The sequence below is a fragment of the Hephaestia caeni genome, from assembly GCF_003550065.1.
GTDB classification, from domain to species: Bacteria; Pseudomonadota; Alphaproteobacteria; order Sphingomonadales; family Sphingomonadaceae; genus Sphingomonas; species Sphingomonas caeni_A.
Map to the genome: position 1 here is coordinate 264,172 of NZ_QXDC01000004.1, position 16,452 is coordinate 280,623.

The window sequence follows — 16,452 nt, forward strand, 5'->3', positions numbered from 1 at the left end:
GGTGTTCCCGATGATGAGCGGAGACGGCAGGCGGAGCCATTCAGAGCTTTGCCCCATCCCCCCGCCGATCCTCTCACCCCTCCATGAACCGGCTGACGTCCACGGGATGAAGCTGATCCTTCAGGGCCGCCCGGAGGGCATCGACGCCGCGCCAGCGCAGATCCTCGTTGAAGTCCTCGCGCGCTGGCGACATCGCAACCGCTTCGATCCCGACGCTCGCAGCTCGGGCGATCAGGCTGTCTCTCGCGCCGTCCCCAGCCGGATCACGATCGCGAAGGACATAGAGCCTGCGTAGCGTCGCCGGGAACAGGATGGCGGCGAGGTGTGCGGCCGAGAGCGCCGCCAGCATCGGCATGTGCGGCAGAACCTGACGGGGCGACAGCACGGTCTCGATGCCCTCCCCGGCGACCAGCACATCGCCGGCAACGCCAAAGCGGACGCCGTGTCCGAGAAGGTCGCCCATCGCCCGCCTCGGCGTTTCGACAGGCGCCTTGCCCGAGCCGTCCGGGGCGAGCCAGGTGCGGTGCGCGCCGGTCTGTCGCCCGTCAAGGTCGGTGACGGACGCGATCATCGCCGGCCAGATCTCCGTGGGCGAATGCTCGTCGGGCCGGTAATAGCACCGGGGATGGTAGCGCAGTGCGGTGCCGCCGATGAGCGACGTGATTGCCCGCCCGCTGAGGTAGGTCGCCGCGAGCGTGCCGGGGATCGGCTGCGACATGGCGAACAGCCGCCGCGACGCTTCGGGCGAACCGACGGCAATGCTCGATGTCCTGCCGGTCGGTGTCCCTGTCTGTTCCGGCGAGGGATGCGGGAGACTGAGGAAACGGCGCGCTTCCTCGGCCACATCCTTGAAATCGACGAGGCCAAGCGCCTCGCGGATGATGTCGAGCAGATCGCCATGGTCGCCGGTGGCGGCGTCGGTCCATTTCCCGGCCGGACCTTTGGGGGTGTCCCTGAGCCGGACATAGAGGGAGCGGCCGGGGCTGTTCTGCGCGTCCCCGACCTGCCAGTAATTGCCTGCCCTCCGACCGGAGGACAGGTATTCGCGGCAGACCGCCTCGGCCTCGCGGCCGAGGCGATGCGCCAGTTCTGAGGCGTGACGCGAAGCCATTTATGCGGCCTCCCGTTCGCCGATGCGTTCGACCGGCCAGCGGTCGAAGAGCTTGCCGATGATTACCGGCCCCTGAGCATCCACCGGCACGAAGAAGCGCAGCTTCCACGAGATGATCTCGTGATAGAGGCCATAGGCCGTGAGGCGCTGGCGCATCGTGTCGGTGAAGCCGGTGAGTTCGATGCGCAGCGCGCCCATGACGCGGACCCGGCGAAGCTGAAGGCCCTCGGCGAGATCGAGGATCGTCTTTCCGTCCATAAGGGCGGTGAAGGCATCCTCCGGCGTGATCGACGTGACGCCGGTCGCGGTCGCGTGGGCGACCCAGGCAGGCGAAACGCGGCGGCCGATGATCCGCTCGCCAGCATCGGTCTGGAGCCGATAGACGCGGGTGGATTCGTTCGGCAACCGCTTCCAGATAGGCAACAGGAGACCTGTCACCATATGCAGGGTGCTGTCGGAAAACTCCGGCACCTCGGCAATCTCGGCATTCCAGGCAGAGGCGAAGGCGTCCCGGTCGGCTTCGACCCAATGGGTCTCGGGCATGGTCTTGACCGGGATGTTGTGCGCTTCCATCGGCCGGATCAGCCGGACACGGCGCTCGATCTCGCCATCGTCCAGCATGACGCTGGTGGTCGGAACCTGCACGGCGGCGCGGCCCGACCGCTCGTTGACCAACAGGACCGCGCGCGGATCGTCCAGGTTGCCTATGGCCTCCGCCAGCGTGACCGGATGGTTGCGCTTGCGCTCGGTGATGGTCAGCAGGCGGGTCTGGGCGCCGGTGCGCGGGTGCGTATAGATCGTCTGGCGGTCGGTGACGACAAAGCTCTCCGCTCGCAGCGTCTCCAGCCCGGCGTCATAGGTGCCCGACGCGATGGCGCCCTCGATGCGCGCCGTCAGAAGTTGCTCGAAGGCGGTAAACAGCACGCCCTGAAGCTCAATCGTCAAGGCCAGCAGCCGGTTCAGGAAGGTCGTGATGGCTGGGAGGTCATCCTTGATGCCGTTGGAGTCCATCAGTTTCAAGCCGGTGGCGCTCTCAAAGCGGTCGAGCGAGCATCCCTCGACCTTGCCGCGGACCAGCAGCAGGTAGAGCTGGCGCAGCGCGTCGCGGGCGTAATGCGATTCCAGATTGTCCTCGGGCCAAAACAGGCCCTGACCGCCGGTCTGGCGCTGGCCGCGCGTGATCGCGCCCAGGGTGTCGAGACGGCGGGCGATGGTCGAGAGGAAGCGCTTTTCGGCTTTGACGTTCGTGGTGATCGGCCGGAACAGGGGTGCTTGCTTCTGGTTGGTCCGGTGCGTTCGGCCAAGCCCCTGGATCGCAGTATCGGCCTTCCATCCGGCTTCGAGCAGGTAATGGACGCGCAGCCTCGTGTTCCGTGCCGACAGTTCGGCATGATAGCTGCGGCCGGTGCCGCCGGCGTCGGAGAACACCAGAACCTGCTTGCCGTCGTCCATGAACGCCTGGGTTTCGGCCAGGTTGGCCGAAGCTGCGCGGTTCTCGACGACAAGGCGATCAACAGTGACGCCCTTGCCAGCCTTGCGGATGATGCGCCGCGACCGGCCCGTCACTTCAGCCACGGTATCGGTGCCGAAATGCTGAATGAGCTGGTCCAGCGCACCGGGGACCGGCGGCAGGCTGGCGAGCTTTGCGATCAGCTCGTCGCGGCGGGCGACCGCTTCGCGGCTTTCGACGGGCTGGCCGTCGCGCATGACGGGCCGCGACGACATATTGCCCTCCGAGTCGGTGAACGGCTCGTAGAGCTGCACCGGGAAGGAATGGGCAAGGTAGTCCAGGACATATTCCCTCGGGGTGATGTCCACGCGGACGTCGTTCCATTCCTCGGTCGGCAGCTCGCCCAGCCGGCGTTCCATAAGCGCCTCGCCGGTCGAGACGATCTGGATCACGGCCGAATGGCCCGCCTCCAGATCGGATGCGATGGAGCGGAGCAGCGTCGGGGTTTTCATGCTGGTCAGGAGGTGGCCGAAAAACCGCTGCTTGGCCGACTCGAAGGCCGAGCGCGCGGCGGATTTCGCCTGCCGATTCAGGGTGCCCGTGCTGCCGGTAATATTGGCCGCTTCCATCGCAGCATCCAGATTGTTGTGAATGATGGCGAAGGCCCCGGCATAGGCATCGTAGATGCGGGTCTGTTCGGGGGTCAGCTCATGCTCGACCAGCTCGTATTCGACGCCGGCGAAGGACAGCGACCGGGCGGTGTAGAGGCCGAGGGCGCGCATGTCCCGGGCCAGAACCTCCATCGCCGCGACGCCGCCGCCCTCGATAGCCTCGACGAATTCGGCCCGCGTGGCGAAGGGGAAATCCTCGCCCCCCCAAAGGCCAAGGCGCTGGGCATAGGCGAGGTTGTGGACCGTAGTGGCGCCGGTCGCGGAGACATAGACGATGCGGGCATCCGGCAGGGCGTGCTGGAGGCGAAGCCCGGCTCGGCCCTGCTGGCTGGCAGCGACATCGCCCCGTTCTCCCTTGCCGCCTGCGGCGTTCTGCATCGAATGCGCCTCGTCGAAGACGATCACTCCATCGAAATCCTCGCCCAACCATTCGACGATCTGTTTGACGCGTGAAACCCTATCGCCGCGGTCGTCTGAGCGTAGCGTGGCATAGGTCGTGAAAAGGATGCCTTCGGGCAGCGTCACGGGCTTGCCCTGCGGGAAGCGCGACAGCGGCGTAACCAGGAGGCGCTCCATGCCGAGCGCCGACCAGTCACGCTGTGCGTCTTCCAGCAATTTGTCGGATTTGGAGATCCAGACGGCCTTGCGGCGGCCCTGCATCCAGTTGTCGAGGATGATGGCGGCGGATTCCCGCCCCTTGCCGACGCCGGTGCCGTCACCGACGAAGAAGCCTTGCCGGAAGCGGACGGCGTTCTTGGCGTCCTCGGCCGCCGCGCTGACCACATCGCAGGTCTCGTCGACGGTCCAGGCCCCGGCGAGATGGTCGGCATGGGCCTGGCCGGCATAGATGACGGTCTCAAGCTGCGCGTCGGACAGAAGACCGAGAATGGTCTTTGGCAGATGCGGCCGGTAGCTGGGCTTCGGCGGGGCGACGCTCGCCATCGCCGCCGACTGGACGAGCTGGGTTGGATGAGGCTGGGCGCCGGGAATACGGATGACCTGAAGCCCGTATTCCTCATAGATGGCGTCGGTGATGTGGCCTCCCTCGGCTGGCTGCCAATCGACGATCTCATAGTCGAGCGGTGCGGCTTCCGGTTCGGTCTGCGGCGCCGGGCGGGCGGCTTTCGCGGTGGCGGCGATATAGCCGCGCACGGTGCGAGGCGCAGGCGCTGCGGCAACCGGAACAACGACTGAAGGATCGACAGGCTGCCGCGCGGGCAGGCTCGCGCCGATCCAGGCCATCAGGGTGGCGGCATCCGGTGCGGCGCCGGGAGAGGTTGGGAAGACTGCCGGATCGTCGGCGGGCAGCTTGTCGATGACGGTGATCCGGGTATCGATCGTCGTGCCATGCTTGGCATAGACAGAACCATCGACTGCGGCAGAGAAGACCACGCGACCGCGCTCCTGCAGCCGGACGAAGGCCGGGGTCCAGGCAGGATTATCGGGGGCGAAGCTCGCGCCGGTGATCGTCACCAGCCGCCCGCCGGGCGCAAGGCGCGCAAGCGCCGAAGCGACGTGGCGGAAGGCGGCATCGGCGACGCGGCCCTGGACATTCGCCAGCGCCGAGAACGGCGGGTTCATCAGCACCACGGACGGGACCAGGGCAGGATCGAGGTGATCGTCGATCTGCGCCGCGTCGAAACGCGTGACGGACAAGGCGGGAAAGAGGGAGGAAAGTAGACCGGCGCGCATCTCGGCCAGCTCGTTGAGGACGAGGGCGCCGCCGGCGATCTCGGCCAGGATGGCGAGCAATCCGGTCCCGGCCGAGGGTTCCAGAACCCGGTCGGCGGGCGTGATGGCGGCGGCGGTCGCCGCTGCCAGCCCCAGTGGGATCGGGGTGGAGAATTGCTGGAAGGTCTGCGCCTCCTCCGAGCGGCGTGTATGGGTCGGCAGCAGCCCGGCGATCCGCGTCAGCAGCGGCAGGCTATCGGCTGGCGAACCGGCTTTACGGAAAAGCGCCTTTCCGTACTTGCGCAGGAACAGGACGATCGCGGCCTCGCAGGCGTCATAGGCGGTTTTCCAGTCCCAGGCGCCAGCGGTATCGGACGCGCCGAAGGCGGTTTCCATCGCGCTGCGAAGCGTGGCGGCGTCGATGCGCTGGCCGCGCTCGAGGTGGGGCAGAAGAAGAGCTGCCGCCGAAAAGACGGACGTGGCGGCATGGCTGTCGGGGACAAGCGGAAGCGGCCCGGCGACCGATGCCGCCGCAGATGCGGAAATCATGTTCATGGAGGAGACCTCGGGAGAGCAGGACAGGATCGAGCCGCGCAGCGCTCTCTCTCGACCGCACAGGCTCAAACCCGTCCCCGGCCTCCTCTGACTCTCGAAAGGTGGGCCGTGGCTGGCATGCAAAAAGCGCCCTGCCGAATGGCAGGACGCTTGCCGGGTTCAGCCGAAGCGACGGCCGGTTGCCGTGAACGTGTATTCGTTGGCGGTGATCGCCTCGTCGACGGCCTCGTCCGAGGTGAGACACTCGTATTCGCGTTCGAGCTGCCGATAGAGCCAACGGGCCAGGTCGCGCAGCGCCTCGGCCACGGTGTCTTCCGCATCGGCCGTCATATCCTGATAGGTTGGACTGTCGCGCTCTACCGAGATCGTCATGCAGTATTCGTGGTAGTAGTGACCGCGATGGTTCGCCTCGGCGCTAAGCTGGTAGAAATTACGCCGCTGGACCGCCTGAAGTGCATCGGCGATGCAGTGCAGTTCGGCGTCTTGCGGCGCGTGTTCCCTGATGCGGCGCGGGGCGTTTTTCCGGTAGGAATAGAAGGTCTCGAAGCAGGCGCCGTCGCCCTGGCTCCAGAACCCCCGAAACCAGATGCAGGGCTTCTGCCAGGAGCCGACGCCGTTGAGCCGCATGCTGCGGGTTTTCAGCCGAAGGCCGAGGATTTCCGCGATCTGTTGGAAATCCTCGTAAACGGCATCATACCAGTCGTAGTCGAAGCCGCCTTCGCGATACCAATCGCGGGCCTTCTCCTTGGCGGCGTCAGCAAGCTCGTCGAGCTGATAGACCGTGGTTTCGATGACCTTACTCATCTGAGCCGCCTCCATCGAGAACCTGGGCGAGCCAGCCATCGGTGTAGGTCCATGCCACCGTCTCGCCGGTGGCGAGGTCGAGGACATGAGCGCCGCCGCCGAAACCGTCGAGGCGCCGCCGCGAGCAGGTGTTGGCGTATTGGAAGCCCCAGAGACCACTGAGGCGGAACTCGGTCGCGCAGATCTTCACGAACTGGAGCAGACGCTCGGGATCGCCTGTCTGGTCATCGCGCATCCAGAGCCGGCCACCCCCGTGCTCCGGCTGGATCGATAGGAGAAACCCCTCGGACGGCGGTTCTTCGGAAGCGCCTTCCTCCGAAAGCTTGTTGTAGAGGTCGAGCGCTCGGGCGGCATTATCGGGCGTGCCGACGTCAAGAAGGCACGAGAAATGGGTAAAGTAGTTGGCCATGTCAGGCTCCTGAAACGAGAAAGCCCGGCGCGATGGCCGGGCGAGGTTCAAGGGATGGACGCGGTGCGGAAGCGTCAGAGGCGGAACTGCGCCACAAGCCGCTGGGCATCGGCATGGTGGCGCAGCATGTCGCGATAGAACCGCTTTCGCGCGCCCCGCAGTGCGGGATCGCGCCGGGCCGATAAAGCCAGCTTGCAGCGCGCGGCGCGGATTACGGCGCGCTCGCTGTCCCAGACCAGGATGTCGAGGCGCAGGTAGGTCTCATACATCGCCACCACCTAGACGTTGATGCGTTCGCACAGAGCGTCGATACGAGTCGGATCGAGGCCGGTATGCGCGCCGTCATTGGTGACGATGTTTTCGAGCGCAGGTTCGAGATCGCCGCGCCCCAGGGCGAGCTGGAGGAGGCGCAGCCCCGCCAGCAAGGCGTCGCGCTCTTGGGCGGTGACGCCGATGGTCAGGAAGGCCTCTACGGCTTCACCGTCTTCGAGGAGGCGAACGCCGCTATGCTCGTCGATCTCGTAATCGTCGAACTCCTGCACATAGCCGGTGGGGAGCCATGCGCCTTCGTAATGAACGCTCCGGACGAGACTTCGCGCCTCTTCGGGCGTGTCGGCCTCTAGGACGGTTTCGTAATAGACGAAGGCGTCGTGGCCTTTGCTGACTACGAATTTCGGCATGGGAAAACTCCATAGGTGAGAACCCGGCGAAGCGAAGCGCCGGGTCGGATGGGTGGAAATCGGGGGATGGGATCAGGCGGCCTGTGGCAGCCGGAGCAGATCGGCGGCGGCCTCGCGCCAGAAGGGGTCGACCAGGCGTGCTTCGAGCAGGCCGGCCTGGTGGCGATGATTGCGGGCCGCACGCTGCTCGCCCCGGCCGGAGGCGGCGAAAGCCAGTCCGCGCAGGCGGCTGGCTTCGGTCACGATCCGGCGGGCCTCGCCGTCGCTGGCGACGGGCTGTTGCCAGAGAATGATCCCGGCGCGGATTTCGCCGGCCAGAACCAGATTCTGATCGTTGTCCTGGATGACGGCGAAGCGTGGATGAAAGCGCAGCGTCTTATCTTGGCTCACGCCAATGCCGCCGCGCCTGACCGAAACGGCCGCGAAGCTGGTGGCGTTCTCCAGCGACGGGCGGTCGCCGAGAAAGACGCTGCGGTCGAAGCTGTCGGCCTCGTCGGTGCCGACATAGCGGGCCGTGCCGATGCAGGTGATGCGCAGCGGCAGCTTCGCGGCAAGGCGCAGCCGGGGCACGATCTGATGCGCGAGGATGTCGCCGATCGGGGCGAAGGTGGTTTGAGGTGCAAGGGCCATCGCAGGATGCTCCAGGACGGGCGCCGGGAGCTCTCTCTCCGGCAACCAACCCGTCACGGAAAACCCGTCCGCACTCTCACTCTCCCTTGCCGGGGCATGAGCCGGTGCCGCTGCCGGCGATGAGCGGTAGCGCAGCGCTGAAGGCCCGGACGCGATCTTGCGCTCCGAGCCGTCGGGGTGAGGCGCTGTCGCGCCTCAGCCGAAGGGATCAAGTTCCAGCCTGACCATTTCTTCGTCGCCATCGAATTCGTTGGCGGGCATGGCGCCGTGAGTGCCGTCCCCGGCCTGGAAGACGATGATCGAAACCATCAGCGTGGTGGCTAGGCTTGCGGCGAAAGCGGTGGCATCTGCATAGGACATGGTTCCGGCTCCTGTCTTGGGAGGCGGGGGACCATCCCCCGCGCGACAGGCGCCCGAAGTGTCTGACCGGCTCTGCAATCACCCTCGGGCGTTCGGACCTTTTCCGAATCCCCGAGGGCGGCACGCGCGCGTAAGCCGACCCCTTGCGGGTTGATTGATAAGGAGACGGATCGGACCAAGGTTTGCGAATGGAAGCGGGATGGTGTCCGGCATCAGACAGCAGCCGGATCATCAATCTAAAGGGATGCCATTGCCCCGCACTTCCCGCCTAATGGTGAAGCGAAGATGTTTGAGGGTCTGAGCTGTCCGGGCACGAGCTTGGCCCGCTATGGCGTTGCATGGCGCCGAGGTCCACCGGTCGAATTGATGAGAATACTATGAGCGGCCGGTTGCGTCAGGATGGAATTCATACGCGCTCGAAGCTTTGATGCGGCCTCTTGTTGAGGTGAAACCATGAGCAGAAATGCACTTTTGCGGGCAACGATGAAGACGAAAGAGAGCAGCCGATCATCCTGGCGTATGGCGATGACGGTTATCGGAGCGGCCTTCGGGATTTGGACGAAGCCCGACACACCGAACCAACAAGGCGATCGACGCTCATGATGAGTGGCTATTTGACGGGTAAGTCCGCCAATATCGGTGGCGAGCGACGGCGTTATACGGTCATTGAGAAGCCCGATGGGTGGTGCGTAAGCCTGAACGGGATGACAACAGGGGCGTTTCCGAACCGGGCCGCGGCTGCAACGGTGGCGAGGAGCCTCCAGCACCAAGCCGATAACCTCAATCACGTCTATGAGCGGAAATCCCACTGAGAGGGGAACCGGCTACCGCCATTTGACGGCCGGCTGGTAGATAAATGTCGGAGGTGGGAGCTCCCTGAAAATGAAAAAAGGCCCGACGACGGATCGCCGGGCCTTGAAGCTGAAAATGAAGACGGCGGGGCGGCTTCGACCGCCCGCCGGGGTTTGGCGTCATTCCGCGGCGATCATCGCTGGCGCCTCGGCTTCCGGGTCTTCGGGGGTTTCCTCGTCCTCGTCCTCACCGGCAAGGAAGGCTGGGAGCGCCGTCTCGGCCTCGCCTTCCGAGGTATCGGACGTGGTCGGCTCGTCATGGTCGATCAGGCGCAGCGGCTCCGGTAGCCAGCCACTGTCGGCCAGCAGGCGTTCGGCCTCCTTGGCCATGTCGCCCTTCTTCAAGTGGTCGATGAGCTGGGCCGCGCGTTCGCCCGCGCCTTCGCGGACGGCCGCAAGAATGCGGGGCTTGGTGACGCGGCCGAGATAGTTCTCGACCGTGGGTCGGAAGCCGACGTCCACCATTTCGAGGCCGGTGGCGCGGGCCAGTCGATCGGCCTCTGCCATACGCCGGTCGAGACCCGACTGCGACACGCCGCTGCCGCTGTAGGGGTTGGGCCGTTCATAGAGGGCGTTGATCCCATAGCTGACGCAATGCGCGAGCAGCGCCATGCGGCTGGCGTCGTCGAGCACGGCGAGCCAGTCCCACAGCGCATCCTCATCGGCTGGTAGGTCAGCCTTCCAGTCCTCATGCCGCTGGATGACGGACTTGGCATAGGCCGTCTCGGCGAGATCCTTGCCCTGTTCGCGGAAGAATACGTGATTGACGGACGCCTGCAGGCTGGCGCCGGAGGTGGCCGTCCGCTGGAAGGTGTCGCGCACGAGCTTGTGCAGCAAGGCGGTAAACGCGACCTGGGGATTGGCGCCCACGGCATCGCGGAGCGCCAGGGTGCGGTGCGCAGTCAGCTCGGTAACGAGCCGTTCGGGCAGCGGCTTGATGACGTCTTCCTCGTCGTCATCCTCCGGTTCGGCCGACTGGCCGCCGATGGTGATGACGGCGCGCTGAACGGTGCCGGATGCCGCGACTTCGGTACCGGTGGCTTCGGCCTCGCCGTCGGGGTCCTCGACGCCGACCGGCGTCTCGTCCTCCGGGCGCACATAGCCGCGATCGACGACGGGCTCGCCATTGCGGTCGACGCTGATGAAGACGCCGCCACGCGCGATGTCGGCCGGATCGTAGATGACCGGGCGCTTCTCGAAGGCTTCGAGCGCCGTCTCGATCTCGCCGAGACGCTGGTCGATCTCGTCCGGCAGCTCATCGGCTTCCGAGTATTCAGCCTCGATCCGTTCGTATTCCTCACGCAGGGCTTCTCGGGCCGCGCGCTCGTCATCGTTCAGATCGACGAGGGTGAAGTCGAGCGCCCGCAGCCCCTGATCGTAGCCATAGGGCAGATCGGTATCGACGGTGATCCACTTCCAGCCCTCGGCGGCGATTTCCTCGGCGAGGGTCTTGAGCTTCTCCGCGCCCAGGCGGTCGAGAAGCGCGGGGTCCTGAAGCCAGCCGCCTCCATCGGTCTGGAAGAGATCGCGCAGCACGCTGCCGCCCGCCTGCTCATAGGTTTCGATGCCGATGAACAGGGCGCGCTTGTCGGTGGCCGGCACCGTGGTTTCAGTGAGCAACTGGCGGATATACCAGGGCTGGCGATTGTGGGAGGTCTGGACCGCCCCCCAGACCTGCTCCTGGCGGGCATGGTCGGGATTGACGGTGAAGGCCATCAGCTCTTCGAGCTTCATGCCGTCCTCGGCATAGATGTCGAGGAGCGTGGGCGAGACAGAGGCCAGACGCAGGCGCTGCTTCACCACCTGCGCGGTCGTGAAGAAGGCCGCAGCGATCTCCTCCTCGCTCATGCCCTTGCGGCGCATGTCATAGAAGGCCCGGAACTGATCGAGAGGATGCAGCGGCACGCGCTGGGTGTTTTCGGCGAGGCTGTCGTCCTCGGCGAGAATCGACGTGGAGGGATCACGCACGACGCAGGGCACAGGCGCGTTCCTCGCGAGACGCTTCTGCTTCACGAGGATGGCGAGCGCCTGATAGCGGCGACCGCCGGCGGGAACTTCATACATGTCGGTCTCATCGCCCCTGGCGTCGAGGACCGGGCGGACATTGAGGCTCTGGAGGAGCGTGCCTCGGCGGGCGATGTCCTCGGCCAGTTCCTCGACCGAGACGCCGGCCTTGACGCGTCGGACATTCGATTGGCTGAGCACGAGCTTGTTGAAGGGGATGTCGCGGGAAGGCGACAGGATGATTTTCTGGGCGGCAGTAGCCATCGTGGTAGTCTCCGCGACGGGCGCCGAGAGCCTCTCTCTCGACCCGAACCCGTCACGAAAATCCCCACCTCCCTCTCACTCTGCTGGTCGGACCCTGTCGCCTGGCCAGGGGCGAGAACGGAACGGCGATGTTCAGGACTGTCTTCCTGTGCCATAGGGATTGCATCGCCTGCGGCTTGAACACCGCATCGATCGCATCAAGCGTTTGAACACTGGGTCACCGACTATGTCGGGCGGCCCACGGAATAGAATACCCATCGGCGTCGGGCTTGCCCGGCGTGGGAAATACGTGGGGCGCGGTTCCCAGTGTTCACGCGTGTTCAACCGTCCCGGCGCCAGTCGGGGCGGCGGGGAATTGTCTATGGACGCTATGATTTCTGGCTGGAGAAATCCGCCCTGGGCGGACTTGGCGCGTGTTCTGCGCCGATGGCTGGGGGCGTCGCCAGCCCGCCATGTCCGCTTTTCCGAGGCGGACCGGGCCGTCATCACCGCACAAGGCAAGGCACTGATGCTGTTGGCGACAATGCTTCACGCACGGGGCGTGATGGATATGGAGGAGTTCGCCGGCACGCTCGCCGTGTTCAGCGTGGTTGTCGCTGAGGACAACGCGGCCGAAGGCGATATTCTCGCTGTCTGGGCAGGGTTGATGAAGGACGGCCGGTAGGCTGAGCGTCGTGGCGCAAGGCTGCAAGCTGACGAACCGGAAACGCGGGAAAACGCAGAAGCGGACACCCGGAAAGCCGGAGAAGCGGCTTTGCGCCTTTGCGGCTTTCAGGGAATCAGACCCCGCACATGCCCTCGCACTCGTTCGGCCAGAGATCGAGCTGGCCGCGGTCGGCGGCCGTCGATAGGTCGGCATGGTCGAGCGGCACGGCGGAGCGGTGCAGATAGACTTCGGCGCGGATGCCGCGGAAACCGGTGCGGATGGCGGCGTCGACCGACACGGCGTCCGCCCAGGCTTCGGGATCATGGTCGCGCATCTGTCGCCAGTGATCGTCGGAATGAAACGGGCACCCGAGGCAGGCGCTTTTGGGCGGCAGAGGATAATCGTGCCGTTCCAGCCAGCGCAGGCAGTCCTGTCGGGTCAGGCCCCGCTCGATCAGGGGCCAGCGGTTGACCTGCCAGCTCTCGTAAGAGGGTTTCATGCGAAGCGCCTCGTCGAGCGAAATCCCGATCCATTGCTCGGTGACCGGCGACGTGGGCGAGCGCCGCCCGGCGATGCCGAGCAGCTCGCGCACTTTCCGCCTGATCGGCACGATCTTGTAGTCTCCGGTGCATTGGCGGCGGATCATGCCGATGCTGGCCCGCTCGGTAGCCACGATGCGAGAGCCGACAACGACGAGATCGCCGTTTTCGTCCTCGTCATAGACGGGAAGCTCGCTCCCGGCAGGCGTCACGGTGCGGGTGAAGGCTGGAATGGAGGCCCAGCGCTCGCCCTGTGCGCCGGCGATGAGGTCGGCGCGCAGATCCCCGGCCGAGACGATATGGACGGGAAACGGCAGGACATTGGGCGACCGCAGCCAGGCGAGATGGTCATAGACGGCCTGCGGCTCCCACCCGGTATCGGCGAAGATGGCGCAATCGGGCATGGGGCCGACTTCGCCATGCGCCGCCATCAGCGCCAGCGTCGTGGACTGGACGCCGGCGCCGAGGCTGAGGACGCGCAGGCGGATGTCGGCCGACTGCGCGGGGTCGGGTACGAAACCCGGAAAGGCGAGCGCGTTCATCACGCCGCCTCCCGCTCGTCGTCGTTCTGGTCGATGCTGCCGGAATCCGGCAGGAAGCTGAGAAGCCAGTCGGCCGCCTTGCTGGCTTGGGAGGCGGCTCGGACGATGGCGCGATTGTCCTCGCGCAGGACGTCGAGCCAGGAGCCGATATAGTCGGCATGGCGGACGGTCGGAGCGATGCCGAGCGAGGCGCAGCAGAAGGCCGCGTTGATCTCGGCGATCAGCTCTTCGAAGGCGTATTTCTTGGTGCCGAAGGAGCCGGAGAAATCACGGCCGAGGCGCAAGGGATGGCCCGTCGCGTGTCCGAGCTCATGCAGGGCCGTACGGTGCCAGTTGATTGGCTCGAAATACGCCTGCGGCGGCGGAACGACGACATAGTCATGCGCCGGGACATAGAAGGCGCGGTCTCCGCCGATGCGGAAGTCGATGCCGGTCGCCCGGATCAGGGCCTCGACGCGCGGCTCGATCAGGCCCGGTTCGGGCGGCGGTGCGACGACGGCGATTTCTTCAGGCAGGCCGTCGCATTGAGCGGCGTTGAAGACCGTGAAGCGCTTCAGGAACGGAATCGCCTGAGCGTCCTCGCCGGCCTCGCGGGCGCGGCGCTTTTCGTCCTCGGGGGTGAAACGATCGGCATAGACGACGGTGGTGCCGCGCTCGCCCTTCCTGACATTGCCGCCGAGGGAAAGCGCCTGGCGGAAGGTGAGCCAGCTCTGGCCGGGGAAACCATGCTCGATGACGGCGCCCCAGAGGATGAGGACGTTTATCCCCGAATAGCGCCGGCCTGTGGCGGCGTTCTGCGGCATGGCGAGCGGCGCCTTGACCGCGGCCGAGCCCCAGGGCTGAACCCAAGGGAAGCGGCCGGCCTCCAGTTCGCCGATGATCTTGTTTGTGATATCGTCGTAAAGGCTCGCCCGATCCGAGCCGGGGCGCGCGCTGCGATCCTGTCTGGACATCGCGGTTCTCCGCGACGGGCGCCGGAGACCTCTTCTCCAGCCCTCAACCCGTCACGGCAAACCCGGTCCGCACTCTCACTCTAAAGGGGGCGTTGCGGGGTCTCCCCGCAGAAGGGGGTGCGCCGGCAACGAAGTGCCGGCCAGGGGGAAGGCTTTCCCCCGCCAAAAATGCAGACAGTCGTGGAAATGATGGTTGCGAGCCCTGCCGGGCAAACCCGATCAACCGTCCTGATGCCGTGAGGCTGTTGGAGGCGACCGCGCCGCCATAGTGCCGTCAGCCGTCGTACTGCGCGAAATTGAGATCATAGAGGAGGCTGTCGATGGTGATGCCCGTCTTTTCGCAGAACTCCAGCATCTCTATCCAGGGATTGCCGCCGGGATCGCGGTCCCACAGCCGCACGAAATATTGCTGGTAGCCATGCCCTTCGGTGATATCGCCAAGCAGGTGATGCTCCAGCAAAGTCATATGCTGACACAGCCTGGTTTTTCCAAGGTTGAACGCGCCGACCACGTCTTCGGCCGGCAGGTCATCGACGTCCCGACGTCTCATGCGTTCGGCCAGCTTGATGGCGAATGCCCGCTCTTCGAGGGGAAGCTCCTTCAGCCTGTCGATGAAGGTGGTCAGCCCGGCGACTTCCTCGTCGAGATTCATCGAGTCGGTGACATCGAAGACCTCTCCGAACCGCTTCAGCGTTTCCGGATAGGTGGGCAGCCTGGCCTGGGTCGTGTCCGTGATCTGCGCGATGAGCTGTAGCTCCGCCCGTTTGAAACGATCTTCGTGATCGGCCTTGTATTTGCGCAGCACCTCGACCGTGTAGGTCGTCACATTGGGCTGATGGTCGATGATGTCATGGTGCTTGCCGCAAACCAGAAGCAGGTTTTCAAAGGCGCGGCGGTCTTCGTGGCTCATGTCAACGTCGAAGCGCGGCCCGCCTTTCTCGGCGGCGCAGATATGGGCGACCTTGCCCAGCATGGCGCCGCTTACGTCGACAAGCTGCTCCTGACAATCGGGGACGGCACACTGGTTTCCGCTATAGGCGAAGAGCTTCTTTACGGTAGAGGGTGTCGGATTAAGTCTTTCGACCGTTTTCTTGGCCATGTTCGCGGAAACATCCCTCTGAAATGAACTACAATTATATTCTATTACGATGCTGTTGCCTGCCCACCTGGTGAGCGCAAGGGGCACTGAGGAACAGCCTCGCATCGTAAATCCGTAAACCCGCAGAGCTGGAGAACCGGGTTTCAGCAAACCCGGAAAGCCGCCCTAGAGGTCGCTGACGTGGTTCTCGATCTGCGCCGCGAGCTTGACCAGCCTCTGGTCGCGCAGGATGCCGACGAAATCGGCGGCCGACACGCGCGTCCGGCTGAGATTGCTGCGCGCATTCGCCAGCGAGGCGAGCAGCATATCGGGAGCCTGCTCGTAGAGGCTGACGAGAAAGGCGTCCGGCGATTGCCGCGCCAGACCATGCTTCCTCAACTCGGCGACGGGGAAGTCACGCAGGTTCCAGGTGACGATCATCGACGCGCCAGCCTCGATCGCCGCCGCCGCGACGTGGCGGTCATCGGGATCGGGCAGGCTCACGGTGTGGATATGCCGATCATAGCCGGTAATGGTCGCCTCCGGCACGGCGACGTTCATGAGCTGCTTGGTGGCTTGCAGGTGCTCGGGCGGAAGACCCGGCGTATTGGCCAGTAGGTTGCGTATCCACTCGTCATGGATCGCCTCCGTCCAGTGCGCATCGACCAGACCGTCGACCGCCGCCTGCACAACGACATTCCTCAGATGGAAGGGGTAGAGGATGCAGGCATAGTAGATGGCGACGGCGGACTTAAACGCCATAGCGAAGATGGAGATCCTCGGCGTCGGCGGCGAGGTCCTGCATGGCCTTGCGCCGGACGTCGAGCTTGGCCTTCAGCGTCAGCACGTCCTTGAGCGAGGCGCGGCGGTGTTTGCCGACATAACGGAAGGGCAGATCGCCCCGGTCCATGCGCAGCACGACGAGCGGGCGCGAGATGCCGAGGATTTCGGACGCCTCGGTGGGGCTCAGCTCCTGATCCTCGGAAAGAACCGCCACGCGCTCGCCGCTGAGCAAGTGCGTGATCAGGGCCTCGACGGCGCTCGCCGCCGCGGGCGGCAGGGCCAGGGTCTCATCGTGACCGTCGCGGCGCCGGACGCGCAGCTCGACGCGGTCGCCCTCCGCCAGCTTGGGCAGAGGCGAGACCTTCTTGCGGTCGCGGTCCGAGAGACCGGCGAATTTGACGACTTGGCTGGCCATGATGGGTTCTCCTGACCAGCCAATATAGTCGTTGCG

15 protein-coding genes are annotated in these 16,452 nt (G+C 65.3%); 1 reads left to right on the forward strand and 14 read right to left on the reverse strand.

The window, feature by feature from the left end; all coding sequences use genetic code 11:
• Nucleotides 1–73 precede the first annotated feature (73 nt).
• From DFR49_RS15790 to DFR49_RS15825, 9 genes are all read right to left on the reverse strand, one after another.
• Entirely contained in the window at nt 74–1,111 is a 1,038-nt protein-coding gene (locus DFR49_RS15790) for a DUF7146 domain-containing protein (protein WP_119036660.1), read from the reverse strand.
• A complete protein-coding gene (locus DFR49_RS15795; protein WP_119036661.1) occupies nt 1,112–5,458 on the reverse strand; it encodes a bifunctional class I SAM-dependent methyltransferase/DEAD/DEAH box helicase in 4,347 nt (1,448 codons plus the stop codon).
• Between the two features lie 159 nt (nt 5,459–5,617).
• Complete coding sequence (locus DFR49_RS15800) at nt 5,618–6,262, reverse strand: antitoxin of toxin-antitoxin stability system (RefSeq protein ID WP_119036662.1); 645 nt, start codon at nt 6,260–6,262, stop codon at nt 5,618–5,620.
• Entirely contained in the window at nt 6,255–6,671 is a 417-nt protein-coding gene (locus DFR49_RS15805) for a hypothetical protein (protein ID WP_119036663.1), read from the reverse strand. Before DFR49_RS15805 ends, DFR49_RS15800 begins: the two co-directional genes overlap by 8 nt.
• Before the next feature lie 74 nt (nt 6,672–6,745).
• Complete coding sequence (locus DFR49_RS15810; protein WP_010398885.1) at nt 6,746–6,940, reverse strand: hypothetical protein; 195 nt, start codon at nt 6,938–6,940, stop codon at nt 6,746–6,748.
• A gap of 9 nt (nt 6,941–6,949) precedes the next feature.
• A complete protein-coding gene (locus DFR49_RS15815; RefSeq protein ID WP_010398883.1) occupies nt 6,950–7,351 on the reverse strand; it encodes a hypothetical protein in 402 nt (133 codons plus the stop codon).
• Between the two features lie 72 nt (nt 7,352–7,423).
• Entirely contained in the window at nt 7,424–7,981 is a 558-nt protein-coding gene (locus tag DFR49_RS15820; protein ID WP_119036664.1) for a hypothetical protein, read from the reverse strand.
• A gap of 195 nt (nt 7,982–8,176) precedes the next feature.
• Nucleotides 8,177–8,341: a hypothetical protein gene (locus tag DFR49_RS22035; protein WP_010398879.1), complete on the reverse strand. Its 165-nt coding sequence runs from the start codon at nt 8,339–8,341 to the stop codon at nt 8,177–8,179.
• Between the two features lie 971 nt (nt 8,342–9,312).
• Nucleotides 9,313–11,460 (reverse strand): ParB/RepB/Spo0J family partition protein, encoded by a 2,148-nt coding sequence (locus tag DFR49_RS15825; RefSeq protein ID WP_119036665.1) that lies wholly within the window; start codon nt 11,458–11,460, stop codon nt 9,313–9,315.
• 361 nt (nt 11,461–11,821) lie between these two features.
• On the opposite strand from DFR49_RS15825, the gene DFR49_RS15830 reads away from it, so the two are divergent.
• The gene (locus DFR49_RS15830; RefSeq protein WP_010398874.1) at nt 11,822–12,124 is read left to right on the forward strand and encodes a hypothetical protein; all 303 of its coding nucleotides are present in this window, start codon (nt 11,822–11,824) and stop codon (nt 12,122–12,124) included.
• Between the two features lie 115 nt (nt 12,125–12,239).
• On the opposite strand, the gene DFR49_RS15835 is transcribed toward DFR49_RS15830, so the two are convergent.
• The 5 genes from DFR49_RS15835 to DFR49_RS15855 form a co-directional block, all read right to left on the reverse strand.
• Nucleotides 12,240–13,187 (reverse strand): hypothetical protein, encoded by a 948-nt coding sequence (locus DFR49_RS15835; protein WP_119036666.1) that lies wholly within the window; start codon nt 13,185–13,187, stop codon nt 12,240–12,242.
• Nucleotides 13,187–14,140: an ArdC family protein gene (locus DFR49_RS15840; protein ID WP_119036667.1), complete on the reverse strand. Its 954-nt coding sequence runs from the start codon at nt 14,138–14,140 to the stop codon at nt 13,187–13,189. The genes DFR49_RS15835 and DFR49_RS15840 overlap by 1 nt, the downstream gene beginning before the upstream one ends.
• A gap of 274 nt (nt 14,141–14,414) precedes the next feature.
• Nucleotides 14,415–15,239: a hypothetical protein gene (locus tag DFR49_RS15845; RefSeq protein ID WP_147373715.1), complete on the reverse strand. Its 825-nt coding sequence runs from the start codon at nt 15,237–15,239 to the stop codon at nt 14,415–14,417.
• 165 nt (nt 15,240–15,404) lie between these two features.
• The gene (locus DFR49_RS15850) at nt 15,405–15,980 is read right to left on the reverse strand and encodes a PIN domain-containing protein (RefSeq protein WP_119036669.1); all 576 of its coding nucleotides are present in this window, start codon (nt 15,978–15,980) and stop codon (nt 15,405–15,407) included.
• Nucleotides 15,970–16,416 (reverse strand): MerR family transcriptional regulator, encoded by a 447-nt coding sequence (locus DFR49_RS15855; RefSeq protein WP_010398842.1) that lies wholly within the window; start codon nt 16,414–16,416, stop codon nt 15,970–15,972. Before DFR49_RS15855 ends, DFR49_RS15850 begins: the two co-directional genes overlap by 11 nt.
• Nucleotides 16,417–16,452: the final 36 nt, after the last annotated feature.